29 protein-coding genes are annotated in these 24,442 nt (G+C 61.1%); 17 read left to right on the forward strand and 12 right to left on the reverse strand.

Translation table 11 applies throughout. From position 1 onward, the window contains the following. Positions 1-12 precede the first annotated feature (12 nt). The 4 genes from L4G42_RS06760 to pilG all read right to left on the reverse strand — a co-directional run bounded on the left by L4G42_RS06760 (position 13) and on the right by pilG (position 3,682). Positions 13-2,049, reverse strand: coding sequence for a methyl-accepting chemotaxis protein (locus L4G42_RS06760; protein WP_237254519.1), 2,037 nt, complete (start codon positions 2,047-2,049; stop codon positions 13-15). 255 nt (positions 2,050-2,304) lie between these two features. Beyond that, on the reverse strand, positions 2,305-2,844 hold the full coding sequence (locus tag L4G42_RS06765) for a chemotaxis protein CheW (protein WP_237254518.1): 540 nt from the start codon (positions 2,842-2,844) through the stop codon (positions 2,305-2,307). Between the two features lie 16 nt (positions 2,845-2,860). Next, a complete protein-coding gene (pilH, locus tag L4G42_RS06770) occupies positions 2,861-3,226 on the reverse strand; it encodes a twitching motility response regulator PilH (RefSeq protein WP_065991171.1) in 366 nt (121 codons plus the stop codon). Positions 3,227-3,271: 45 nt separating this feature from the next. Beyond that, positions 3,272-3,682, reverse strand: a complete 411-nt coding sequence (pilG, locus tag L4G42_RS06775) for a twitching motility response regulator PilG (protein WP_065991170.1) — start codon at positions 3,680-3,682, stop codon at positions 3,272-3,274. Between the two features lie 253 nt (positions 3,683-3,935). Here pilG and gshB point away from each other — a divergent pair, with 253 nt between their 5' ends. From gshB to L4G42_RS06810, 7 genes are all read left to right on the forward strand, one after another. Further along, the gene (gene gshB, locus L4G42_RS06780) at positions 3,936-4,892 is read left to right on the forward strand and encodes a glutathione synthase (protein WP_122536406.1); all 957 of its coding nucleotides are present in this window, start codon (positions 3,936-3,938) and stop codon (positions 4,890-4,892) included. Between the two features lie 261 nt (positions 4,893-5,153). Beyond that, positions 5,154-6,056 carry an energy transducer TonB gene (locus tag L4G42_RS06785; protein WP_192172974.1) on the forward strand — a complete coding sequence of 301 codons (903 nt, stop codon included), beginning with the start codon at positions 5,154-5,156 and terminating at the stop codon, positions 6,054-6,056. A gap of 107 nt (positions 6,057-6,163) precedes the next feature. Beyond that, on the forward strand, positions 6,164-6,733 hold the full coding sequence (locus L4G42_RS06790) for a YqgE/AlgH family protein (RefSeq protein WP_237254517.1): 570 nt from the start codon (positions 6,164-6,166) through the stop codon (positions 6,731-6,733). Beyond that, complete coding sequence (ruvX, locus tag L4G42_RS06795; RefSeq protein WP_237254516.1) at positions 6,733-7,170, forward strand: Holliday junction resolvase RuvX; 438 nt, start codon at positions 6,733-6,735, stop codon at positions 7,168-7,170. Before L4G42_RS06790 ends, ruvX begins: the two co-directional genes overlap by 1 nt. A 76-nt stretch (positions 7,171-7,246) precedes the next feature. Further along, on the forward strand, positions 7,247-7,768 hold the full coding sequence (gene pyrR / locus L4G42_RS06800; protein ID WP_172610020.1) for a bifunctional pyr operon transcriptional regulator/uracil phosphoribosyltransferase PyrR: 522 nt from the start codon (positions 7,247-7,249) through the stop codon (positions 7,766-7,768). Between the two features lie 12 nt (positions 7,769-7,780). Beyond that, positions 7,781-8,785 carry an aspartate carbamoyltransferase catalytic subunit gene (locus L4G42_RS06805; protein WP_237254515.1) on the forward strand — a complete coding sequence of 335 codons (1,005 nt, stop codon included), beginning with the start codon at positions 7,781-7,783 and terminating at the stop codon, positions 8,783-8,785. Continuing rightward, complete coding sequence (locus L4G42_RS06810) at positions 8,782-10,053, forward strand: dihydroorotase (RefSeq protein WP_237254514.1); 1,272 nt, start codon at positions 8,782-8,784, stop codon at positions 10,051-10,053. The genes L4G42_RS06805 and L4G42_RS06810 overlap by 4 nt, the downstream gene beginning before the upstream one ends. Before the next feature lie 258 nt (positions 10,054-10,311). Here L4G42_RS06810 and L4G42_RS06815 read toward each other — a convergent pair whose 3' ends face one another. Beyond that, the gene (locus tag L4G42_RS06815) at positions 10,312-10,728 is read right to left on the reverse strand and encodes an NINE protein (protein WP_237254513.1); all 417 of its coding nucleotides are present in this window, start codon (positions 10,726-10,728) and stop codon (positions 10,312-10,314) included. Between the two features lie 250 nt (positions 10,729-10,978). Here L4G42_RS06815 and L4G42_RS06820 point away from each other — a divergent pair, with 250 nt between their 5' ends. Continuing rightward, positions 10,979-11,710, forward strand: a complete 732-nt coding sequence (locus L4G42_RS06820) for a C40 family peptidase (protein ID WP_237254512.1) — start codon at positions 10,979-10,981, stop codon at positions 11,708-11,710. A gap of 117 nt (positions 11,711-11,827) precedes the next feature. On the opposite strand, the gene L4G42_RS06825 is transcribed toward L4G42_RS06820, so the two are convergent. Beyond that, on the reverse strand, positions 11,828-12,862 hold the full coding sequence (locus tag L4G42_RS06825) for a type IV pilus twitching motility protein PilT (protein ID WP_237254511.1): 1,035 nt from the start codon (positions 12,860-12,862) through the stop codon (positions 11,828-11,830). A 54-nt stretch (positions 12,863-12,916) separates the two neighbouring features. On the opposite strand from L4G42_RS06825, the gene L4G42_RS06830 reads away from it, so the two are divergent. The 8 genes from L4G42_RS06830 (at position 12,917) to L4G42_RS06865 (ending at position 19,365) form a co-directional block, all read left to right on the forward strand. Beyond that, positions 12,917-13,603 (forward strand): YggS family pyridoxal phosphate-dependent enzyme, encoded by a 687-nt coding sequence (locus tag L4G42_RS06830; protein ID WP_237254510.1) that lies wholly within the window; start codon positions 12,917-12,919, stop codon positions 13,601-13,603. Between the two features lie 24 nt (positions 13,604-13,627). Continuing rightward, positions 13,628-14,446, forward strand: a complete 819-nt coding sequence (proC, locus tag L4G42_RS06835) for a pyrroline-5-carboxylate reductase (protein ID WP_237254509.1) — start codon at positions 13,628-13,630, stop codon at positions 14,444-14,446. 10 nt (positions 14,447-14,456) lie between these two features. After that, the gene (locus tag L4G42_RS06840) at positions 14,457-15,047 is read left to right on the forward strand and encodes a YggT family protein (protein ID WP_133775608.1); all 591 of its coding nucleotides are present in this window, start codon (positions 14,457-14,459) and stop codon (positions 15,045-15,047) included. Positions 15,048-15,298: 251 nt separating this feature from the next. Continuing rightward, complete coding sequence (gene metX, locus L4G42_RS06845; RefSeq protein ID WP_237254508.1) at positions 15,299-16,438, forward strand: homoserine O-succinyltransferase MetX; 1,140 nt, start codon at positions 15,299-15,301, stop codon at positions 16,436-16,438. A 7-nt stretch (positions 16,439-16,445) separates the two neighbouring features. Continuing rightward, entirely contained in the window at positions 16,446-17,066 is a 621-nt protein-coding gene (gene metW / locus L4G42_RS06850) for a methionine biosynthesis protein MetW (protein WP_237254507.1), read from the forward strand. 133 nt (positions 17,067-17,199) lie between these two features. After that, positions 17,200-17,808, forward strand: a complete 609-nt coding sequence (gene rdgB / locus L4G42_RS06855; protein ID WP_237254525.1) for an RdgB/HAM1 family non-canonical purine NTP pyrophosphatase — start codon at positions 17,200-17,202, stop codon at positions 17,806-17,808. Further along, positions 17,805-19,019 (forward strand): radical SAM family heme chaperone HemW, encoded by a 1,215-nt coding sequence (gene hemW / locus L4G42_RS06860; protein ID WP_237260676.1) that lies wholly within the window; start codon positions 17,805-17,807, stop codon positions 19,017-19,019. Before rdgB ends, hemW begins: the two co-directional genes overlap by 4 nt. A gap of 22 nt (positions 19,020-19,041) precedes the next feature. Further along, positions 19,042-19,365: a DUF3392 domain-containing protein gene (locus L4G42_RS06865; protein ID WP_237254505.1), complete on the forward strand. Its 324-nt coding sequence runs from the start codon at positions 19,042-19,044 to the stop codon at positions 19,363-19,365. A gap of 93 nt (positions 19,366-19,458) precedes the next feature. Here the strand turns inward: L4G42_RS06865 and L4G42_RS06870 are convergent, their stop codons facing one another. The 5 genes from L4G42_RS06870 to L4G42_RS06890 all read right to left on the reverse strand — a co-directional run bounded on the left by L4G42_RS06870 (position 19,459) and on the right by L4G42_RS06890 (position 22,458). After that, positions 19,459-19,899: a hypothetical protein gene (locus tag L4G42_RS06870; protein WP_065991133.1), complete on the reverse strand. Its 441-nt coding sequence runs from the start codon at positions 19,897-19,899 to the stop codon at positions 19,459-19,461. A gap of 206 nt (positions 19,900-20,105) precedes the next feature. Continuing rightward, the gene (gene trmB, locus L4G42_RS06875) at positions 20,106-20,819 is read right to left on the reverse strand and encodes a tRNA (guanosine(46)-N7)-methyltransferase TrmB (RefSeq protein ID WP_237254524.1); all 714 of its coding nucleotides are present in this window, start codon (positions 20,817-20,819) and stop codon (positions 20,106-20,108) included. 55 nt (positions 20,820-20,874) lie between these two features. Next, complete coding sequence (locus L4G42_RS06880; RefSeq protein ID WP_074892362.1) at positions 20,875-21,669, reverse strand: thiazole synthase; 795 nt, start codon at positions 21,667-21,669, stop codon at positions 20,875-20,877. 66 nt (positions 21,670-21,735) lie between these two features. Beyond that, positions 21,736-21,936 carry a sulfur carrier protein ThiS gene (gene thiS, locus L4G42_RS06885; RefSeq protein ID WP_237254504.1) on the reverse strand — a complete coding sequence of 67 codons (201 nt, stop codon included), beginning with the start codon at positions 21,934-21,936 and terminating at the stop codon, positions 21,736-21,738. Positions 21,937-22,074: 138 nt separating this feature from the next. Beyond that, entirely contained in the window at positions 22,075-22,458 is a 384-nt protein-coding gene (locus L4G42_RS06890) for a DUF423 domain-containing protein (RefSeq protein ID WP_237254503.1), read from the reverse strand. Between the two features lie 75 nt (positions 22,459-22,533). Between L4G42_RS06890 and mtgA the strand changes: the two genes are divergently transcribed. After that, positions 22,534-23,244 carry a monofunctional biosynthetic peptidoglycan transglycosylase gene (mtgA, locus tag L4G42_RS06895; protein WP_237254523.1) on the forward strand — a complete coding sequence of 237 codons (711 nt, stop codon included), beginning with the start codon at positions 22,534-22,536 and terminating at the stop codon, positions 23,242-23,244. A 258-nt stretch (positions 23,245-23,502) separates the two neighbouring features. Here the strand turns inward: mtgA and rpoH are convergent, their stop codons facing one another. Next, positions 23,503-24,357: an RNA polymerase sigma factor RpoH gene (gene rpoH / locus L4G42_RS06900; RefSeq protein ID WP_037018833.1), complete on the reverse strand. Its 855-nt coding sequence runs from the start codon at positions 24,355-24,357 to the stop codon at positions 23,503-23,505. Between the last annotated feature and the right edge of the window lie 85 nt (positions 24,358-24,442).

The raw sequence follows: 24,442 nt of genomic DNA on the forward strand, positions 1-24,442 counted from the left end.
TCAAACCGGCCATCAATGCCGCGAGGCCGGCAGCGTGAAGCCGGACACCGAGCGGCGCATTTCGCTGGCCATCTTCGCCAGATTGCCCATGCTCCGGGCGGTCGCCGCCGTGCCTGATGTGGTCTGCGTGGTGGTCTGCTGAATGACCAGCATGGTCGAGGAAATCTGCTGACCCAATGCAGCCTGCTGCTGCGCCGCGTTGGTGATGCTTTCGACCAGTGCGGCGAGGATCTTCGATACGCCTTCGATTTCTTCGAGCGCGACACCCGCATCCTGCGCCAGCCGCGCACCGCGCACGACTTCGGCTGTGGTCTGCTCCATGGAGATCACCGCTTCGTTGGTGTCGTTCTGAATCGCACGTACCAGCGTCTCGATCTGCTTGGTCGCTGACGACGAACGCTCGGCCAGCCGCTGCACTTCGTCGGCCACCACCGCAAAGCCGCGCCCCGCATCACCGGCCATGGAGGCCTGGATCGCGGCGTTGAGCGCAAGAATGTTGGTCTGGTCGGCGATGTCATCGATCAGGCTGACGATGTCGCCAATCTCCTGGGAAGACTCGCCCAGGCGCTTGATGCGCTTGGACGTGTCCTGAATCTGCTCGCGAATGTTGTCCATGCCGGTGATGGTGTTGTGCACCACCTCGTTGCCCTTGTTGGCAATGGTTACGGACCGCTCAGCCACCGTGACGGACTCGGACGCATTGGCCGAGACCTGATCGATGGAGGTCGCCATGTCATGGATGGCATTGGACGCCGCCGCAATCTGCAACGCCTGATGCTCGGACGCCGCAGCCAGTTGCGTGGCGGTGGTCTGCGTATCTTTCACGGCGCCGAATACTTGTTCGGCGGTGAGGTTGATGGTCGACACCAACTCGCGCAACTGGTCGATGGAGTAGTTGATCGAATCGGCAATCGCACCGGTGAAATCCTCGGTGACCGAAGCCGCGACGGTCAGGTCGCCGTCTGCCAGGTCTTCGATTTCGTCGAGCAGGCGCATGATCGCGTTCTGATTGCGCTCGTTTTTCTCGGCGGTTTCGCGCAGTTGCCGGTTGGTTTCGCGCACCATCACCAGGCCAATCAGGATGATCGACGCCAGGGCCAGCAGGCCCAGGATGTAGCCGCCATAGCTGTAGGCCGCGCGGCCACCCGCCATGTGCTCGAAACTGTTGGCGAGCACCGATGCTTCGTCGAGAAGCGTCTGCGACAGGTTGAAGATGCTGCCCGCCGCTTCACGGACTTCCAGCAATTCCGGCGAGGTTTCGAGAATTTCGTCGACCGACCCGGACACGAACTGGAACAGCTCGGCGATCTCGGCCAGCCGCGCCCGCGCATCGCGGTCTTCGACCTGGGCGATCTTCAGGGTGGCGTTGCCTTCGAGCATGCCGTTGAGCACGCGTCCGTACTGGCTGGCATCGCGACCGAAAGCGTCCGCTGCCTGAACCGCCGTTTCGTCGCCCGATAACACCGTGTTGACTGCGCCCAGTATCCGCTCGGCCAGCAGCGACTGGCGTTGCGCAAGCGCCACCTGAGCTGCCGGCGCGCGGGTTTGCAGCAGGATGTCGACGACCTTTTCCGATTCGATCTGCAATTGCGGGATGGTCTCGGCCAGCGTCGCCGCGACCTGATGCAGCGAGAGCACAGTCTGCTCCCGGGCAAGAATCACGTCGGTGCTTTTGCGCAGGTTTTCCCAGTCGGTCTGCACGGCTTTCAGCTCGTCGCCCACAGCGGCGGGTGCGGCGGGCAGGCCGGTGTTCTTGTCGCCTTTCTTCAGATACTGCCAGCGCGTGTCGAAGTCGTTGCGCGCATCGGCAAGCAGCTTGAATGCCGCCGCCTTGCCCGCTGCCGCTTCCGTGGCGTTCTTGGCGATGCGCTGGGACAGCACGCGCAGCTCGCCGGCGTGGCCGATGTATTGTTTGTCGTAGTTGGACTGCGTGCTGAGGTACGCGAAGTTGACGAACAGCAGCATGATGAAAACGATGAGGCAGATGAACAGCACGACGATCTGCGATCGACTGCGCGCGCCTTCCAGTGACTTGCCGGTATTACTCATTTCTCAGGGCTCCGCCTGATGTTCGGTTTAGGAGGGGTCGCCGGGAACATAATGGTTGGAACACGCACCCTCTACTGTATGAGCCGGCTTGCCGGCGAACCCACCGTGTCAGGCATCGCATCTGCAATTGACCCACCGCATTCGCCAGCAAGCCGGCTCCTACAGGGGTTTGGGCAGTTGGAAGCACCGAGCGTGTGCGGGCGCGTGCGGTCGTGCGAAAGGTAGGGCACGCGGGCTTAGCAATACCGCCGCGCATCAAAGCGCCACATCCATGAAATCAGGCGACTGCACCAGCGCTCTGGGGCTGAACACCTGCCAGGCCTGCTCGCGCACGAAACGCCCTTGTATGTAAGGCGCGACGCGGGGTTCGCTGTCGTGCCCCGGTTCCGGCATCAGACTGCGCTCGCTGAAATGCTGCATGCCCAGCACTTCATCGATGAGCAAGCCGACAAACACACCCTGAAAATCGATCACCAGCACGCGACGCTGTTTGCGCAGGGGCGAGAGCTCGTGGCCGAAGAATGCGCACAGATCCATGATCGGCAACAAGCGTCCGCGCAGGTTGGCAATGCCCCGGACCCACGCCTTGGCGCCCGGCAACAGCGCACAGCGCGGCTCGTGGAGGATCTCGTCGACCTCGCCCATGGGCGCCACGTAATGGCGCTCGCCCATGCGAAAGCCGATGCCGGTCCAACCTTGTTGTCGGGTTTCCTGCAGCGGCAGGCCGGCAGCGAGGGAGCGGCAGCGCTGGTCGATATCGAGCAGCAGCTGGAAGGCGGTTTGTGACTGAGCCATGAGCGTCAGCCGGGGGTCAGCCCGCGAGCACCGCGTTCAGGGTTTTCATGAGGGTTTCTTCGTCCACCGGCTTGGTCAGGTAATCCCGCGCGCCCTGGCGTTTGCCCCAGACCTTGTCGGTTTCCTGATCCTTGGTGGTGATCATGATCACGGGGATCATGCTGGTGTCAGCGTCTTTGGTCAGCTGACGGGTCGCCTGAAAACCGTTGAGGCCCGGCATGACGATGTCCATCAACACGGCATCGGGCTTTTCCTGACGGGCCAGGGCCACGCCGTCGGCACCGTTCTCGGCCTTGAGGACCTGATGGCCGTGCTTCTCCAGCATGCCTGTCAGCTTGTACATTTCGGTCGGCGAGTCATCGACGATCAGAATTCGAGCCATGGTGCTTCCCCATAGAAACAGCCGTCCCGCACGAGGGGGTCGGCATCAAGATAGTTGTTGTTCGACTGCAACGAACCCGGGCACATGGGCCTTGATCGCACTGAGCAGTTCTTCCTTGCTGAACGGTTTGGTCAAAAACTGATCGGAACCGACGATGCGCCCCTTGGCCTTGTCGAACAGCCCGTCCCTTGAGGACAACATGATCACCGGCGTGGATTTGAACGCCCGGTTGTTCTTGATCAATGCGCACGTCTGATACCCGTCGAGCCTGGGCATCATGATATCGACGAAAATGATTCTGGGATGATTGTCGGCAATCTTGGCCAGTGCGTCGAAGCCGTCGATGGCGGTGATCACTTCACAACCCACGTTTTTCAGCAGGGTCTCGGCGGTGCGACGAATCGTTCGGGAGTCGTCGATGACCATCACTTTCAATGGGGCTGAATGCTGTTCCATATCTGCTCTACCATCGCCGCGGCGAATCAGATGGGTTGCCTTCTGCCGGGCATCTGGTTTTGGGTCGGGAGGATCGGGAAGTACCAAATCAGTGCCAAAGCACGGCTGGCGCAACACCGGATGCCGAGCCTTTTTAGCACACTCTCCACGGCCAATCCATAAAGCCTTGCCCCTTGACCCAAAGCCGGCGCGGCGCCACCCTGACGCCTATTTTCGGCCTGTCGTGGCCTTTACCGATCAGAGGATATTACCCATGAGCATTCGCCTGGGAATCGTCATGGACCCCATCGAGCGCATCTCCTATAAAAAGGACAGCTCGCTGGCCATGCTCCTGGCAGCGCAAGCCCGCGGCTGGTCGTTGTTCTATATGGAGCAGCACGACCTGTATCAGGACGCCGGCCAGGCCCGCGCCCGCATGAAACCGCTGAAAGTCTTCGCCGACCCGGCCCACTGGTTCGAGCTGGAAGCCGAAGTCGACAGCGGTCTGGACGACCTGGACGTGATCCTGATGCGCAAGGATCCGCCGTTCGACATGGAGTTCGTCTACTCCACCTATCTGCTCGAACAAGCCGAGCGCGCCGGCGTGCTGGTGGTCAACAAGCCGCAAAGCCTGCGTGACTGCAACGAGAAGCTGTTCGCCACGCTGTTCCCTCAATGCACCCCGCCTACCCTGGTCAGCCGTCGCGCCGACATCATTCGTGAGTTCGCCGCGAAGCACGGCGATGTCATTCTCAAGCCGCTGGACGGCATGGGCGGCGCGTCGATCTTCCGCCACCGCGTCGGTGATCCGAACCTCTCGGTGATTCTGGAAACCCTGACCAAGCACGGCCATGAGCAGATCATGGCGCAGGCGTATCTGCCGGCGATCAAGGACGGCGACAAGCGCATTCTGATGGTCGATGGCGAACCGGTTCCGTATTGCCTGGCGCGCATCCCGGCCGCCGGCGAAACCCGAGGCAATCTGGCCGCTGGCGGTCGTGGCGAAGCCCGCCCCCTGACCGACCGCGATCGCTGGATCGCCGCCGAAATCGGCCCCACGCTGCGGGAAAAAGGCCTGTTGTTCGTAGGCCTGGACGTGATTGGCGAGCACCTGACCGAGATCAACGTCACCAGCCCGACCTGCATCCGCGAGATCGACAACGCGTTCGGGACGGACATTGGTGGCATGTTGATGGATGTGATCGAGAAGAAGCTGCAGGCGCGCGCCTGAAAACAGGCATTTGGGATAACTCTCCTGAGGCCACCGTCCTGTAGGAGCGCGCTTGCCCGCGAACGCAGTGTGTCAGCAAAAAAACTGAATCTGACGCACCGCAATTGCGGGCAAGCGCGCTCCTGCAAGGGACGGCACCTCCCACTAATCGGCCCAGCCACATCAAACGCCAGGCAAGTCCTGACATTGCGTTATCATGCGCGGCCTGAATTTTTGCGCTAGGTGAGTAGTAATGCTGGCACATGTGCTGCCGGAGCGTGGATGAACGCTGCGGTCGACGATGATCTCCCCCTGTCCCTGACCCGCACCGGCGTGCGCCCTGCCGATCGCCTCGGGTTTACCCTGATGATCGCCGCACTGGTGCATCTGGCGGTCATCCTTGGCGTCGGTTTCACCTACGTCAAACCGGAAAAGATCAGCCAGACCCTGGAGATCACCCTCGCCCCTTTTAGAAGCGACACCAAGCCCAAGGACGCTGACTTCCTCGCCCAGGAAAACCAGCAGGGCAGCGGCACCCTCGACAAGAAAGCGGTGCCCAAGACCACCGAAATCGCCCCGTATCAAGACAACCAGATCAACAAGGTCACGCCACCGCCTGCCGCCAAACCGGTGATCAAGCAGGACGCGCCGAAGACCGCTGTCGCCACCAAAGCCCAGTCCCCGCAAAAGACCGTCGCCAGGCGCGACGAGGTCAAGCCGGAAGAACAGAAGAAAGTCGCGCCGACCATCGACAGCACGCAGTTGAACAGCGAAATCGCCAGCCTTGAAGCCGAGCTGGCGGATGAGCAGCAGGCCTACGCCAAGCGTCCGAAGATCCACCGTCTGAGCGCGGCCTCGACCATGCGCGACAAGGGCGCCTGGTACAAGGAAGACTGGCGCAAGAAAATCGAGCGCATCGGCAACCTGAACTACCCGGACGAAGCGCGACGCAAGCAGATCTACGGCAGCTTGCGCATGATGGTGTCGATCAATCGCGACGGTTCGCTGTACGAAGTGCTGATTCTCGAGTCATCGGGCCAGCCACTGCTGGATCAGGCGGCGCAGAAGATTGTCCGGCTGGCGGCACCGTTTGCGCCGTTCAGTGGCGATCTCGCCGATATCGACCGGCTCGAGATCATCCGCACCTGGAAATTCGCGCGCGGGGACAAGCTGTCGAGTAATTGATCAGCCGATGCCGCGCAATATGAAACCTGACCTGCGTCGCGATTTATCCGCCCGCGAGTCGGTTCTGCCAGTTGTCACAACAGCCCCGCGACGCCACACTAGGGCTCATGAAAAACGTCTCTCCGTCGTACCTCAAACATCAGTTTCTGATCGCCATGCCCCACATGCACGATGAGAACTTCGCTCAGACCTTGACCTACATCGTCGAGCACAATGCCAATGGCGCCATGGGCCTGATCATCAACCGACCGCAAAGCCTGTCGCTGGCAGACGTCCTTGAACAGCTGCGCCCCGAATTGCCGCCCCCTGCGCGCTGCAAGGACATCCCCATTCACCTCGGCGGCCCGGTGCAAACCGATCGCGGCTTTGTCCTGCACCCTTCCGGCCAAGTGTTTCAGGCGACCGTGGACCTGGGCGGCATTTCGCTCTCGACCTCTCAGGACGTTCTCTTTTCCATCGCGGATGGCTACGGCCCTGATCAAAATCTGATCACCCTCGGCTATGCCGGTTGGGACGCCGGCCAGCTTGACGCCGAGTTCGCCGCCAATGCGTGGCTCAACTGCGCGTTCGACCCGGCGATCCTTTTCGAGGTGGAAAGCGAGGACCGCCTCGACGCCGCTGCCGCCAAACTGGGCGTCAACCTCAACCTGCTCACCAGCCAGGCGGGCCACGCCTGATGGCCGGCCTGCGTCTGCTGCTGGGATTCGACTACGGCACCAAACAGATCGGCGTCGCGGTCGGCCAGGTGATCACCGGCCAGGCCCGCGAGCTTTGCACGTTGAAAGCGCAGAACGGCGTGCCGGACTGGGACAAGGTGCAGGCGTTGATCACCGAGTGGAAACCGGACGCCATCGTGGTCGGCCTGCCGCTGAACATGGACGGCACGCCCAGCGAGATGAGCGCACGCGCCGAGAAGTTTTCGCGCAAGCTCAACGGCCGCTTCAACCTGCCCGTCTACACCCACGACGAGCGCCTGACCACGTTCGAGGCCAAGGGCGAACGCGCCTCTCGCGGCCAGCACGGCAGCTACCGGGACAATCCCGTGGACGCCATCGCCGCAGCGCTTCTGCTGCAAAGCTGGCTGGAAGCCAACACCGCGCTGTTTGAAACCTGATCCATCTACGCTGCACCGAATTCGATTTACCCCGGCCGTTCGTGCAGCGCACGCCGGGGCACCTGAAGGAGCAACCATGAGCCTGCCAAATCCCGCCGAACTGATCAGCCAGATGGCGATTGATCTCAACGCGCACCTGAACAAACGCGGCATCCAGGAGCCTCGCTTCATCGGCATTCGCACCGGTGGCGTGTGGGTCGCGCAGGCGCTCCTCGAAGCCCTCAACATCCAGTCGCCGCTGGGCACGCTGGACGTCTCCTTTTACCGCGACGACTTCAGCCAGAACGGCCTGCACCCGCAAGTGCGCCCGTCGGAGCTGCCGTTCGAAATCGAAGGCCAGCACCTGGTGCTGATCGATGACGTGCTGATGAGCGGGCGCACCATTCGTGCGGCGCTCAACGAACTGTTCGATTACGGCCGCCCGGCCAGCGTGACCCTGGTGTCGCTGCTGGATCTGGACGCCGCTGACCTGCCGATCCGGCCGAACGTGACGGGCGCGACCCTGTCACTGGGGCCCAACGAGCGGGTCAAGCTGTCCGGGCCAACGCCGCTGACGCTTGAACTGCAAGACCTTTCCACCGATTCCGCCGCCCTCTAAGAGTCCTTTGCGATGACGCCTCTCGACGCCAAGCGCCCGCTGCAACTGAACCATCAGGGCCAGCTGCAACATTTTCTCTCCCTCGACGGTTTGCCCCGCGAACTGCTGACCGAAATCCTCGACACCGCAGACTCCTTCCTGGAAGTCGGCGCCCGGGCGGTGAAAAAGGTCCCGTTGCTGCGCGGCAAGACCGTGTGCAACGTGTTCTTCGAAAACTCGACCCGCACCCGCACCACGTTCGAGCTGGCGGCGCAAAGATTGTCGGCGGACGTCATCACGTTGAACGTGTCGACCTCCTCGACCAGCAAGGGCGAGACACTGTTCGATACGCTGCGCAACCTTGAGGCCATGGCCGCCGACATGTTCGTCGTGCGCCACGGTGACTCCGGCGCGGCGCATTTCATCGCTGAACATGTCAGCCCGCAGGTCGCGATCATCAATGGCGGCGACGGCCGTCATGCGCACCCGACCCAAGGCATGCTGGACATGCTGACCATCCGCCGCCACAAGGGCAATTTCGAAAACCTCTCGGTGGCGATCGTCGGCGATATCCTGCATTCCCGCGTCGCGCGCTCGAACATGATCGCGCTGAAGGCGCTGGGCTGCCCGGACATCCGCGTGGTCGCGCCAAAAACCCTGCTGCCGGTGGGCGTCGAGCAATACGGCGTGAAGGTGTACACCGATCTGACCGAAGGCCTGAAGGACGTCGACGTGGTGATCATGCTGCGGCTGCAGCGCGAGCGCATGTCGGGCGGCCTGCTGCCGAGCGAGGGTGAGTTCTACCGGCTGTTCGGCCTGACCACCGCGCGCCTGACCGGTGCCAAGCCCGATGCAATCGTGATGCACCCGGGCCCGATCAACCGCGGCGTGGAAATCGAGTCGGCGGTGGCCGACGGCGCGCACTCGGTCATTCTTAATCAGGTCACCTACGGCATTGCGGTGCGCATGGCCGTCCTGTCCATGGCCATGAGTGGCCAAACCGCACAACGTCAGTTCGAGCAGGAGATCGCCCAGTGAAGTTCAGCATCCTCGGCGCTCGCGTCATCGACCCTGTCAGCGGTCTGGATCAAGTCACCGACATCCATCTGGAAGCAGGCAAGGTTCTCGCCCTCGGCGCAGCACCCGCTGATTTCAGCCCTACGGAAACCATCGACGCCGCCGGCCTGATAGCCGCCCCCGGGCTTGTCGACCTGAACGTGTCGTTGCGCGAGCCGGGTTACAGCCGCAAGGGCAACATCGCCAGCGAAACCCGCGCAGCAGCAGCAGGCGGCGTCACCAGCCTGTGCTGCCCGCCGCGAACAAAACCGGTGCTCGACACTTCCGCCGTTGCCGAGCTGATTCTCGACCGCGCTCGCGAAGCCGGCCACAGCAAGGTCTTCCCTATCGGCGCGCTGAGCAAGGGTCTGGAAGGCGAGCAACTGGCCGAACTGATTGCCCTGCGCGACGCCGGTTGCGTGGCGTTCACCAATGGCATGGTGAATTTCCGCAGCAATCGCACGTTGTGCCGTGCCCTCGAATACGCGGCGACGTTCGATCTGACCGTGATCTTCAACTCCCAGGACCACGATCTCGCTGAAGGCGGCCTGGCCCACGACGGCCCGACGGCTGCGTTTCTTGGCCTGCCGGGCATTCCGGAAACGGCTGAGACGGTGGCACTGGCGCGTGACCTGCTGCTGGTCGAGCAAAGCGGTGTGCGCGCCCATTTTACGCAGCTGACCAGTGCGCGCGGCGTGGCCTTGATTGCCCAGGCGCAGGCGCGAGGCCTGCCGGTGACGGCGGATGTGGCGCTGTATCAGTTGATCCTGACCGACGAGGCGCTGACGGGCTTCTCTAGCCTCTATCACGTACAGCCGCCGTTGCGCACACGTGCAGACCGCGACGCGCTACGTGAAGCGGTGAAGTCGGGTGTGGTACAGGCGATCTCCAGTCATCACCAGCCCCATGAGCGTGACGCGAAGCTGGCCCCGTTCGGCGCGACCGAGCCGGGCATCAGCAGCGTGGAGTTATTGCTGCCACTGGCGATGACGCTGGTTGAAGACGGCCTGCTGGACCTGCCGACGCTACTGGCACGCCTCAGTTCGGGACCGGCCGCTGCGCTGCGCCTGCCAGCCGGAAAGCTCACCGCCGGCTCGCCTGCGGATCTGCTGCTGTTCGACCCTGCCGCTTCGACCGTCGCAGGCGAGAAGTGGCTGTCGAAAGGCGAAAACTGCCCGTTCCTCGGCCATTGTCTGCCGAGTGCAGTGAGGTACACGTTTGTGGATGGGCGGGTTAGCTATATCGGTTGACCGACGCGCTGAGGGATTCATTACAACTGACCCACATCCCGGCGGATTCCTACTCACGGAATTCCAACTGACACACCCAAGTCCGTAGGAGCCGGCTTGCTGGCTGGCTCCTACAGGATGTCGCAGGCTACGCACGTCCCATGTAGGAGCGCGCTTGCCCGCGAAAAGACTCACGCCTCACAAAGACGAAACTGACACCCTGCAGACGGATTCACAGGGTGTTGCGCACGGCGCAGAGTGCGCGTTCGGCACGATGAGTTATCGGCGGGCGTTCTTCACCGAGATCTGGTCATTCAGCGTCCAGAAGTCGTACAGCACGCCCAGCAGCGCCAATCCCCCTGTCAGCAGGTAAATGATCCCCGTGATCCATTTGCCCTGATACATCCGGTGCACACCGAACACACCCAGAAAGGTCAGCAGAATCCAGGCAAGGCTGTAATCGGTTGAGCCTGCGTTAAATCGCAGGTCCGCTTCCCGATCCATCGCCGGAATCAGGAACAGATCGATCAGCCAACCGATGCCCAACAGCCCCAGCGTGAAAAACCAGATCGTGCCGGTGACCGGCTTGCCGTAATAAAAACGGTGAGCGCCGGTGAATCCCACAATCCAGAGCAGATAGCCCATGACCTTGCTGTGGGTGTCCGGACGCTGAACGTCGGGTTGATAGGTGTTCATTGTTGACCTCGACTGCTGCGATAGAAAAAAATATTCGTAGGATTTGTGACTTTCGTGACGCCGTCCGACGTATGGCTTGAACCTCTTTTCAATCGTGCAAACCCTTGTTCTGCAAGGTGATCACCACAGTGAGATGACGATTCTGCGGCCTAAACTGACTTTAAGGGCAGTAAATTGTTCGACAAGGGGGCTCAGAATTTCGCAAAAAGCTGTTATAAAGTTGCGCGCTGACCAACAAGAGCCCTGCCTAATGCGTCCATTTTTCAAGACATGGCTGACTATTTGTCTATTTATGCCACTGGCCGCCCACGCCACCAATCGTGAGCAAACGCTTCCACCGAGCTTCACCGGTTTCACTGCCAGGTCCGAGTCGCCGGAATCCGTTTCACGCAATATTGCCGCTCAACGGGCTGCGATGGCTGCACTGGAACAGACGGCTACTCCACTCGAGTCCTCTGGCAAGCGAGCCACAGCTGTTAAAGGGAAATCGTCCCGCAGCACTCGCAAGATTTCGCAGAACACTGTCGCCCTGGCCAACACGGCGCAGATGGGTACCAAACAGAGCAGCACCGTGGTCAACCGGGCCGTTAACGCCATCGGTACACCTTATCGTTGGGGCGGCACCAGCCCAACAAAAGGGTTCGACTGCAGCGGACTGGTGAAATATGCCTTCAACGACGTGAGCGAAGTCGATTTGCCGCGCACCTCCAACGCCATGGCCGAAGGTCACGGGCAGAAGGTTGACCGCAAGGACTTGAAGCCGGGGGACTTGCTGTTCTTTAACATCAAGAGCCGCACGGTGAATCACGTTGCGATCTACCTCGGCAACGACCGTTTCGTTCACGCGCCACGCCGTGGCAAATCCGTGACGATCGATACGCTGAAGAAGCCGTACTGGGACAGCCATTACGTCGTCGCCAAGCGTGTGCTGCCAAAGCAGCCGCCGAGCCAGAAAGGCACTGTGCGCATCGCCCAGCGATAAAATCTCTCCGCGACGCGCTGTATGAACGTGCTAGCCGCGATTGCGGGCTGTCAGCTGAACACCTTTGGCTGACACATCGCAATCGCGGGCAAGCGCGCTCCTACAATGGGCTACTCATTAAAAGTTATCAGGCGTCTTCGCCTTCTCCCGCGCACTCTCGCGCGTGATCAGCCCCTTGCTGATCAGATCCTTCAGGCACATATCCAGCGTCTGCATCCCCAACGATCCCCCGGTCTGAATCGACGAATACATCTGCGCCACCTTGTCCTCGCGGATCAGGTTACGAATCGCCGACGTGCCGATCATGATCTCGTGGGCCGCGATACGACCTCCGCCGACCTTCTTCAACAGCGCCTGCGACACGATGGCGTGGAGCGACTCGGAGAGCATCGAGCGGATCATTGACTTCTCCTGAGCCGGAAACACGTCGACGATCCGGTCGATGCTTTTGGCGGCGGACGTGGTGTGCAGCGTGCCGAACACCAAGTGGCCGGTTTCGGCTGCCGTCAGCGCCAGACGAATGGTTTCCAGGTCACGCAGCTCACCCACCAGAATCACGTCAGGGTCTTCCCGCAGCGCCGAACGCAACGCTTCCGCGAAGCCGTGGGTGTCGCGGTGGACTTCGCGCTGGTTGATCAGGCTTTTCTTGGACTCGTGAACGAACTCGATCGGGTCTTCGATGGTGAGGATGTGGTGGTGCTTGTTGCTGTTCAGGTAATCGACCATGGCGGCCAGCGTGGTCGACTTGCCCGAGCCGGTGGGACCGGTGACCAAAACCAGGCCGCGCGGCACGTCGGTAATTTTGCGAAACACTTCACCCATGCCCAGCTCTTCCATGCTCAGGACCTTGGATGGAATGGTCCGGAACACGGCGCCCGCGCCGCGATTCTGGTTGAATGCATTGACCCGGAAGCGCGCCACGCCCGGCACCTCGAAGGAGAAGTCTGTCTCCAGATCTTCCTCGAAGTCCTTGCGCTGCTTGTCGTTCATGATGTCGTAGATCAGCGCCTGAACCTCTTTCTGGTCCAATGCTGGCAGGTTGATCCGCCGCACATCGCCATCGACTCGAATCATCGGTGGCAGGCCGGCAGAGAGATGCAAGTCCGACGCGCCTTGCTTGGCACTGAAGGCCAGCAGCTCGGTAATATCCATACAGCTCCTCATCACATAGAATGCCGCAGACTTTAGCCCTGCTGGCGCAAATCAATGTCCACGATAGCAGAGAACATTTCAACGCTCGCCGAGCGAATTCGCAGCGCGGCGCAAGCGGTGCAGCGCGATCCGGCGTCTGTCGGCCTGTTGGCGGTGAGCAAGACCAAACCGGCGAGCGACCTGCGCGAAGCCTACGACGCCGGCCTCCGCGATTTTGGCGAGAACTACCTTCAGGAAGCCCTCGGCAAACAGGCCGAATTGATCGACTTGCCCTTGATCTGGCATTTCATCGGCCCCATCCAGTCCAACAAGACTCGCGCTATCGCCGAGAATTTTGCCTGGGTGCATTCCGTGGACCGTCTGAAAATCGCGCAACGGCTGTCCGAACAGCGTCCGCCAGAACTTCCACCGCTCAACATCTGCATTCAGGTCAACGTCAGCGGCGAGACCAGCAAGTCAGGCTGCAGCCCTGAAGACCTGCCCGCACTGGCCCAGGCCATCAGCGCGCTGCCCAACCTGAAACTGCGCGGCTTGATGGCCATTCCCGAGCCCACTGACGACCGCGACGAACAGAACGCTTCATTCGCCGCCGTCAGCACGCTGCAGGCACAAATGGGCCTGCCGCTGGACACGCTTTCCATGGGCATGAGCCACGACCTCGAAGCCGCCATCGCACAAGGCGCGACCTGGGTGCGGATTGGCACTGCCCTCTTTGGCGCCCGCAATTATGGGCAGCCTTAACCTTTGCCCCACAGGAAACCGTTCATGAGCAAAACCCGTATCGCGTTCATCGGCGCCGGCAACATGGCCGCCAGCCTGATTGGCGGCATGCGCGCCCAGGGCGTCGACGCTGAGCTGATTCGCGCCAGTGACCCGGGCGCAGAAACCCGCGAGCGCGTGGCAAAAGAACACGACATCAAGGTGGTCGCTGACAACGCCGAAGCCATTGAAGGCGCCGATGTGGTGCTGTTGGCAGTCAAGCCGCAAATGATGAAAGCCGTGTGCGAAGCGCTGAAGCCTGCGCTCAAGCGTCATCAACTGATCGTGTCCGTCGCCGCCGGCATCACCTGCGCCAGCATGAAGGCCTGGCTGGGCGAACAACCCCTCGTGCGCTGCATGCCGAACACGCCCGCACTGCTGCGCCAGGGTGTCAGCGGTCTGTACGCCACCGCCGATGTCACCCCGGCCCAGCGAGAACAGGCCGAGACGTTGTTGTCAGCCGTCGGCATCGCGCTGTGGGTTGACGAAGAAGCGCACATCGACGCGGTGACGGCGGTATCAGGCAGCGGCCCGGCGTATTTCTTCCTGCTGATCGAAGCCATGACCGCCGCAGGCGTCAAGCTCGGTCTGCCGGCTGACGTTGCCAGCAAGCTCACCCTGCAAACAGCGCTGGGCGCCGCACTGATGGCCACCGGCAGCGACGTCGATGCGGCCGAATTGCGTCGCCGTGTGACCTCGCCTGCGGGCACCACCGAAGCCGCCATCAAATCGTTCCAGGCCGATGGCTTTGAAGCAATTGTGGGGAAGGCGCTGGGCGCCGCCGCACATCGCTCCGCCGAACTCGCCGAACAGCTGGGCAAATAAGGAGCCATTCATGAATGCACTCACCGGCGCCACGATTTTCGTCATCCAGACGCTCATCAGCCTGTACCTGACCATCGTTCTGCTGCGCTTCGTGCTGCAGCTGGTCAAAGCCAATTTTTATAATCCGCTTTGCCAGTTCGCCGTTCGTGCGACCCAGCCGTTGCTGAAGCCTATCCGTCGCATCGTGCCGAGCGTCTTCGGTCTCGACACATCCTCGCTGCTGCTGGCGATTGTCATTCAGGCGCTGTTGATGGCGTTCGTGCTGATGATGACCTACGGCACCATTGGCGATATCCCACACCTGTTGATGTGGTCGATCATCGGCATCACGTCGCTGCTGCTGAAAATCTTCTGGGTCGCGATGATCATCATGGTCATCGTGTCGTGGATTGCTCCGGGCAGCCACAATCCGGCCGCCGAGCTGGCGTACCAGATCAGCGAACCGATACTGGCGCCGTTCCGTCGCATCATCCCTAATCTGGGCGGTATGGACATCTCGCCGATCTTCGCCTTTCTGGCGATCCAGGTGCTGCAGTCCTACGTCATGCCTGCGCTGGCGGCCTATGCCGGCATGCCGCAAGAGCTGTGGCGGCTGATTTAAACGCTGCACCCTATCCCTTGTTGATGTTACCGCCAGGTTAATAGCCTGGCGCGGACTGGGTGTAGGAGCGCGCTTGCCCGCGAAGGCGTCGGAACATCCAACATGATCGTGTCCGGTCCACCGTAATCGCGGGCAAGCGCGCTCCTACAGGGCCTTGGGCGCGAAGTCAGATTGCCGGTTGTTGCGGGACTTTGTTGCCGCACCCCGGCGCGATCTTTAGACTTACGCCTCACTTCAGCGAGAGCAGGTCGATGTCCACGGTCTTTCCCAAAGATTCTGTCGGTCTAGTCACGCCGCAAACGGCGCATTTCAATGAGCCGCTGGCCTTGGCCTGCGGACGTTCGCTGCCTGCCTACGACCTCATCTACGAAACCTACGGTCAGCTCAACGCCGCCAAAAGCAACGCGGTACTCATCTGCCACGCGCTTTCGGGTCATCACCACGCGGCGGGTTATCACAGCGCCGAGGACCGCAAGCCGGGCTGGTGGGACAGCTGCATCGGCCCCGGCAAGCCCATCGACACCGACAAATTCTTCGTTGTCAGCCTGAACAACCTCGGCGGCTGCAACGGCTCAACCGGCCCCAGCAGTATCAACCCGGAAACCGGCAGGCCTTTTGGCGCCGACTTCCCGGTGTTGACGGTAGAAGACTGGGTGCACAGCCAGGCGCGTCTGGCCGACCGACTGGGCGTCGATCAATGGGCCGCTATCGTCGGCGGTAGCCTGGGCGGCATGCAGGCGCTGCAATGGACGATCACCTACCCCGAGCGCGTGCGGCATTGTCTGGCGATTGCTTCCGCGCCCAAGCTGTCGGCGCAGAACATCGCGTTCAACGAAGTCGCGCGGCAGGCAATCCTGACTGACCCGGAATTCCACGGCGGCTCGTTTCAGGAACACGGCGTGATCCCCAAGCGCGGCCTGATGCTCGCGCGCATGGTCGGGCACATCACTTACCTGTCCGATGACTCGATGGGCGAGAAATTCGGCCGGGGCCTGAAGAACGAGAACCTCAACTATGACTTCCACAGCGTGGAATTCCAGGTTGAAAGCTACCTGCGGTATCAGGGCGAGGAGTTTTCCGGGCGTTTCGACGCCAACACCTACTTGTTGATGACCAAAGCGCTGGATTACTTCGATCCGGCCGCCAACTTCAACGACAACCTCGCCGCCACCTTCGCCAATGCCAGCGCCAGGTTCTGCGTGATGTCGTTTACCACCGACTGGCGCTTCTCCCCGGCCCGCTCGCGGGAGCTGGTTGATGCGCTGATGGCGGCGAAAAAGGACGTCTGTTATCTGGAGATCGATGCGCCCCAGGGCCACGACGCCTTCCTGATCCCGATCCCGCGCTATTTGCAGGCCTTCTCCAGCTACATGAACCGAATTGCACTCTGAGGACACCATGAGAGCCGACCTGGAAATCATCCAAGACTGGATACCGGCAGGCAGCCGTGTGCTCGACCTCGGCTGCGGCGACGGCGAATTGCTGGCCTGGCTGCAGCAGCACAAGCAAGTGACAGGCTACGGCCTGGAAAACGACGCCGATAACATCGCGCGTTGCGTGGCACGGGGCGTCAATGTCATCGAACAGGATCTGGACAAGGGGCTGGGCAACTTCGCCAGCAACAGTTTCGATGTCGTGGTCATGACCCAGGCGCTTCAGGCCGTGCACTACCCGGATCGCATCCTCGACGAAATGCTGCGCGTAGGCCGCCAGTGCATCATCACCTTTCCCAACTTCGGGCACTGGCGTTGCCGCTGGTACCTGGCGAGCAAGGGGCGGATGCCGGTTTCCGAGTTCCTGCCTTACACCTGGTACAACACGCCGAACATCCACTTCTGCACCTTCGGGGACTTCGAAGAACTGTGCCGCGGTCGGTCGGCGAAGGTCATTGACCGGCTGGCAGTCGATCAACAGCATCGGCACGGCTGGGCCAGCAAGCTTTGGCCTAATCTGTTGGGTGAAATCGGCATCTATCGCGTCAGCAGCCCAGGCTTGCAGGACCACCAGATTGCCGTGTGACCCCACGCCGCAATGAGCAGGATCATGGGCCGTCCAGCGTCAGCGGGGCGATTCCAGACCTCACGGGCGACAGCGACGCGCGCACGCGCAGCTTCAATCAGCAGATTTTCACGCAGCCGATTTTCACGGACTCATCATGAACCTCACCCAGCTTGTACTGGCCAGCCATAACGCCGGCAAACTCAAAGAACTTCAGGCCATGCTCGGCGCTAGCGTACAGCTGCGCTCGATCGGCGAGTTCAGCACCGTGGAGCCCGAAGAAACCGGGCTGTCGTTCGTCGAGAACGCCATCCTCAAGGCGCGCAATGCCGCGCGCATTTCCGGCCTTCCGGCGCTGGCCGATGATTCCGGTCTGGCTGTTGATTATCTGGGCGGTGCGCCGGGCATCTACTCCGCGCGTTACGCTGACGGCCAGGGCGATGCGGCGAACAACGCCAAACTGCTGGACGCGCTCAAGGATGTCGCCACCGAGCAACGTGGTGCCCAGTTCGTCTGCGTTCTGGCACTGGTGCGCCACGCCGACGACCCGCTGCCGATCCTCTGCGAAGGCCTGTGGCACGGCCGCATTCTCAACGCGGCCAGCGGCGAGCACGGCTTCGGTTACGACCCGTTGTTCTGGGTGCCGGAGCGCCACTGCTCCAGCGCCGAACTCACCCCGGCCGACAAGAACCAGATCAGCCACCGCGCCCGCGCCATGGCCATCCTGCGTCAACGTCTGGGGCTGAGCCCTGATCAACAATGACTCAGGATTCCACGACCCGGCCGTTGATTCTGGGCGCGGCCGGCTTCACTTCAGAGCAGCCGCGGGCTCCGCTTGCCGAGCTGCCGCCGCTGTCGCTGTACATCCATATCCCGTGGTGCGTGCGCAAATGCCCGTACTGCGATTTCAACTCCCATACGGCGAGCCCGGTGTTGCCGGAGCAGGAATACGTCGACGCGCTACTGGCCGATCTCGACCAGGACCTGCCCCACGTCTTCGGCCGCGAGCTGAGCACAATCTTCTTCGGCGGCGGCACGCCCAGCCTGTTTAGCGCCGATGCGCTTGGCCGCTTGCTGCGCGGCGTTGAACAACGCATCCGCTTCGCCCCCGACATCGAGATCACGCTGGAAGCCAACCCCGGCACCTTCGAGCAAGTGAAATTCAGCGCGTACCGCGGCCTGGGCATCAATCGTTTGTCCATTGGCATCCAGAGTTTTCAGGAGGCCAAGCTCAAGGTGCTGGGGCGTATCCATAACGGCGATGAGGCCGTACGCGCTGCGGACATGGCCCGTCGGGCGGGGTTCGACAACTTCAACCTGGACCTGATGCATGGCTTGCCGGACCAGTCCCAGGACGACGCCCTCGGCGATCTGCGTCAGGCGATCGCCCTCGCACCGACGCACCTGTCCTGGTATCAGCTGACCCTGGAGCCGAACACGGTGTTCTGGAATCAGCCGCCCACGCTGCCGGAAGACGACATTCTCTGGGATATTCAAGAGGCGGGTCAGACGCTGCTTCGGGAAAACGGCTACGGCCAATACGAAGTCTCGGCCTACGCACAGCCTGGACGCGAAGCCCGGCATAACCTGAATTACTGGAGCTTCGGGGATTTCATCGGGATCGGCGCCGGGGCCCATGGCAAGCTCAGCCACCCGGACGGGCGGATCATCCGCACCTGGAAAACCCGGTTGCCCAAGGATTACCTCAATCCGGCCAAGGCCTTCCAGGCTGGCGAAAAGCTGCTGCCTATGGACGAGATGCCGTTTGAGTTCCTGATGAACGCCCTGCGCCTGACAAAAGGCGTGGACGCTGCATTATTTCAGCGCCGTACCGGTCTAAGCGTCGATTCACTCGCCAGCGCCCGTCTTGAAGCGGAACAACGCGGCTTGCTGGAGACCGATCCGTCACGGCTGGTGGCGACCGCTCGCGGCCAGTTATTCCTCAACGACCTGCTGCAGCACTTTCTTCTGTAAGGCTCAACACTAAGGACACTGAATGGAATTCGTACTCGACTTGCTGGCCACCGTCTCGCGCTGGAGTCGCAGCAATTTGTCGGAAATCGCCCTGGCATTGGTGGGCTGTCTGCTGATTCTGTTCGGGACTGACATCAAGGGCTGGATCGAAGGTCGCATCGGCAGCTTTGCCGGCGCCCTGCGAATCCCGATCATGGCGCTGCTCTGCACCGTCGGCAGTGGCGCTGCGCTGATTTATGCCACGCCATGGGTCGTGCGCGGCCTGAGCCAGTTCAACAACTACAGCCTGGCGCCGGTGCTGTTGGTGGTGCTGGTGTTGATCGGGGTCGTGGCGGATCGTAAATAGCCCAAAGGAAATGAAAAAGCGCCCTTGCCCGCGATGGCGGGAAGGGCGCTCTCTAGCAATAACACTCCGCTGTTGCCGAATGCGATCAGCCCATTAGCGAATGCTCTGGATGCTGCCTTTGTTGCCGGTCACTTTCACGTTCACTTGCTTGAAGATGAAGTAATCGTTGACGGTGACTTCGTAACGCGGCGCGACGATCAGATCGGAACCGGACGATTTGACGGCCTTGAACGCTGCGGCTGCCTTGGTGGAGGAGATCGGGTCCGGCAGAGGCAGGCCCATGCCACCACCGCTCGCGCCGCCGTAGGTCACACCGTCCGCAAACTGCGTATCACCGCCGATGTTCAACCAGCCGAACAGAACGTTGGTGGACGACTCGCCGCTGATGGCTTCACCGACTTTGACGTCAGCCTTCAGATCAGTCTTCACGTCGCCGGACAGCGAAGCGCTTGGCTGGCTGACGTTGTAACTGACACAGCCGCTGGTGGTCGCAATCAGCGTGGCGATCGCAGCCATTTGCCAAAACTTGTTCATCTTCATTCCTCGTCATCAATATTGATATATGCAACGGCGGGGACTATGAAGATCAGAACTGAAAATGGATGTCGGACGATTCCGAAGACCTTGTAGCCTTCTTAGGAAGAAATCGAAGGGTTCGTCGTACAGGGCAATTAGCGGCTGAAATGTGCTGTAAAAACTCAAAAGCGGCCACTACCGGGCCGCTCCTGGTCGAGAAGTGATCAGGCCAGCTTCTCGAACTTCAGATCCCAAACCCCGTGACCGAGCCGTTCGCCACGGCGTTCGAATTTGGTGATCGGACGTTCCGCAGGGCGCGGAACGCATTTGCCGTCTTCGGCGAGGTTGCGGTAACCCGGGGCCACATTCATCACTTCCAGCATGTATTCGGCATACGGCTCCCAGTCGGTCGCCATGTGCAGCACGCCGCCCGGCTTCAACTTGGTGCGCACCAACTCGGCAAATTCGGCCTGGACGATACGGCGCTTGTGATGGCGCGACTTGTGCCAAGGATCCGGGAAGAACAGCATCAGCCGGTCCAGGCTGTTGTCAGCCACACAACGGTTGAGCACCTCGATTGCATCGCAATCGTAAACGCGCAGATTGGTGAGACCCTGAGTCAGCACGCCGTTGAGCAAGGCGCCGACGCCCGGACGGTGCACTTCAACGCCGATAAAATCCTGCTCCGGCGCGGCGGCTGCCATTTCCAGCAGCGAGTGGCCCATGCCGAAACCGATTTCGAGGGTGCGTGGGGCCGAACGGCCAAACACCTTGTCGAAATCAACGGGGGCGTCCGCCAGCGGCAGCACGAACAGAGGCTTGCCCTGATCCAGGCCACGTTGCTGGCCTTCGGTCATGCGACCGGCGCGCATCACGAAGCTCTTGATGCGCCGGTGATGGCTGTCATCGCCGGGAGCTTTGGCATTTTCGTCATTCATCACTTCATCGTCCGGAAGTGGGTCGGGCGTTTGCGAATCAATCATCAACAGGCTCTTACTTGATCAGACCATCCAGCGGCGAAGACGCGCTGGCATAGAGTTTCTTGGGCATACGACCGGCCAGGTAGGCCATGCGGCCAGCCAGAATGGCGTGTTTCATGGCTTCGGCCATCAGCACCGGGTGCTGGGCGTGAGCGATGGCCGAGTTCATCAGCACCGCTTCGCAACCCAGTTCCATGGCGATGGTGGCGTCGGACGCAGTGCCGACACCGGCATCCACCAGCACCGGGACTTTCGATTCTTCGAGGATGATCTGCAGGTTGTACGGGTTGCAGATCCCCAGGCCGGTGCCGATCAGGCCCGCGAGTGGCATCACCGCGCAGCAACCGATTTCGGCGAGCTGGCGGGCAATGATCGGGTCATCGCTGGTGTAGACCATGACATCGAAGCCGTCCCGGACCAGCGTTTCGGCCGCCTTCAGGGTTTCGATGACGTTGGGGAACAGGGTTTTCTGGTCAGCGAGGACTTCCAGCTTGACCAGATTGTGGCCATCGAGCAGCTCGCGAGCCAGGCGGCAGGTGCGCACGGCTTCGATGGCGTCGTAGCAACCGGCAGTGTTCGGCAGGATGGTATAGCGGTCCGGCGGCAGCACGTCGAGCAGGTTCGGTTCGCCCGGGTTCTGCCCCAGGTTGGTCCGGCGCACTGCAACGGTGACGATCTCGGCGCCCGAGGCTTCGATGGCCAGTCGGGTCTGTTCCATGTCCGTGTACTTGCCAGTGCCGACCAGCAGGCGCGACTGAAAAGTACGACCGGCCACGGTGAACGGCTTGTCGCTGCGAACGTTGCTCATCTGAAATCCTCTTTACGGTTGAGGTTCTTGCAGTGCTTGCGGATCAGGCCAGCGGCACGTCGAAGGCTAGCCGCCACCAATGGCGTGCACCACTTCGACCTGATCGCCTTCGGTCAGCGTCGTGGCGACATGCTGGCTGCGCTGGACGATGTCCAGATTGAGCTCGACGGCGACTCGGCGCCCGGTCAGATCCAGACGTGTCAGCAATCCCGCGACGGTCTCGCCGTCGGGCAGCTCAAAGGATTCACCGTTCAACTGAATGCGCATGCGAGGGGCAGCCATCATTTTAGGGGGCGAGCATTCTAGCCCGATCGGCCGGTATGACCAAGGCAAAGCCACGCCATTCGTCTCAGGCGTGGCCGGTCGCTTGCGGCGCGTTGCGGTAAACGCGCGCTCCAGGCGGGGTCAGAGCGTGTCCAGGCCCAGGCGCCATGCCGTCCAGCCGAGAATCCCCCAGCCGATCAGAAAAAACAGGCCACCGAATGGGGTGATGATGCCCAGCTTGGTCGCGCCTGTGAGCGTCATCAGATAGAGGCTGCCGGAAAACAGGATGATGCCCAGCGTGAAGGAGATCCCTGCGTAGGTGACGAGCCGGCCCTGGATCTGCATCGCCAGCAGTGCCACGCCAAAAATCGCCAGCGCATGAATCAGCTGGTAGAGCACGCCGGTGTGGAAGACCGCCAAGTACTCGGGCGTCAGGCGGTTTTTCAAACCATGGGCCGCGAAAGCGCCAAGGGCGACGCCGGTAAATCCGAAGAAGGAGGCCAGCATCAGAAAGGTTCGTAACATGTACAACTCCAGGCAAGTTCAATGACGCGTGGTCTGTATAATGGCCCGCTCAACCGGTTCGGCCAAGCCATCTCTATGCTGCAATTACTTCTCCGTCGTGTCGCCAAAGGCCTGCTCTGGTTCGCAGCGGCAAGTGTCGTGCTGGTACTGATTTTTCGCTGGATCCCTCCTCCGTTTACCGCGTTGATGGTCGAACGCAAGATCGAATCCTGGTTCGACGGTCAGCCCATCGACCTGCAGCGCGACTGGGAGTCATGGGACAACATCTCCGATGACCTGAAAATCGCTGTTATCGCGGGCGAGGACCAGAAGTTCGCCGAGCACTGGGGTTTCGATATCGACGCCATTCAGGCTGCACTGGTTCATAACGAACGCGGCGGTTCGCTACGCGGGGCCAGTACACTGAGCCAGCAGGTGTCCAAGAACCTGTTTCTGTGGTCCGGTCGCAGCTACTTTCGCAAAGGCCTGGAGGTCTGGTTTACCGGGCTGATCGAAGTGTTCTGGTCCAAGCAGCGCATTCTTGAGGTGTACCTGAACAGCGTGGAATGGGACGACGGCGTCTTCGGCGCCCAGGCCGCTGCGCAGCATCACTTCCATGTGAATGCCAGCCAGCTTTCCACGCAACAGGCCAGCTACCTGGCCGCCGTCCTGCCCAACCCACGGGAGTGGAGCGCTAGTCACCCGAGCAGCTACGTCTCACAGCGGGCAGGCTGGATCCGCCAGCAGATGCGCCAGTTGGGTGGGGATGAGTATTTGATGGGATTGAATCACAGTCGAAAGTGGTGAGCTCAAGTCTGGCTTTATAGCTTTCGTAGGACTGGCTTTAGCCGGGAAAGCGTTACGCGTCGCGCCGCAATCCTAATGGTGCTCAACCCGGCCTCTTCCCGGCTGAAGCCGGTCCTACTCAGAAACCGCGTCCACCTTTCGGGATGGGCAGGGTCAGATTCGCGTTCACGCTGTAGTAGTTTCCGCATCAGGCGCAATACACCCCACAAACAAAAACGCCCCGATCATCTCGCGGCGTTTTGCGTTGCAGCGCAGGAATCAGGCCGCGATCGACAGCTTCAGCTTGTTCATCGCGCTCTTTTCGAGCTGACGAATACGCTCGGCAGAGACGTTGTACTTCTCGGCCAAGTCGTGCAGCGTCGCTTTTTCTTCTGCCAGCCAACGCTGATACAGAATGTCGCGGCTACGGTCGTCGAGCACGTTCAGCGCTTCGTGCAGGTTGGCCGTCGAGCTGTCAGTCCAGTCGGAATCTTCCAGCTGACGCGCCGGATCGTAACGATGGTCTTCCAGGTAATTGGCCGGCGACTGGAAGGCGCTGTCGTCATCGGCTTCTGCAGCCGGATCGAAGGCCATGTCGTGGCCGGTCAGACGGCTTTCCATCTCCCGCACTTCGCGGGGCTCAACGCCCAGGCTTTCCGCCACGCGATGCACTTCTTCATTATTCAGCCAGGCCAGACGCTTCTTCTGGCTGCGCAGATTGAAGAACAATTTGCGCTGAGCCTTTGTGGTCGCGACTTTCACGATGCGCCAGTTGCGCAGGATGAACTCGTGAATCTCGGCCTTGATCCAGTGCACTGCAAAGGACACCAGACGAACACCCATCTCTGGGTTGAAGCGCTTGACGGCCTTCATCAGGCCAACGTTACCTTCCTGAATCAGGTCAGCCTGAGCCAAGCCATAACCGGAATAGCTGCGTGCGATATGCACAACAAATCGCAGGTGGGCGAGCACCATCTGCCGAGCCGCCCCTAAATCCTGCTCGTAATAGAGACTCTCGGCCAGTTCGCGCTCCTGCTCGGGGGTCAGCAGTGGAATGCTGTTTACCGTGTGCACATAGGCTTCCAGGTTTGCACCTGGGACCAAGGCATAAGCAGGTTGCAAAGAAGTGGTCATACGAAAAACCTCCGACACATAACTCGTGCAGTTCAGCACTGCGAAATTGACCGGGAACCGCTAGACAAGTTCCCTTAGCTGAAAA

It is taken from the genome of Pseudomonas petrae (assembly GCF_021728295.1).
GTDB lineage: Bacteria > Pseudomonadota > Gammaproteobacteria > Pseudomonadales > Pseudomonadaceae > Aquipseudomonas > Aquipseudomonas petrae.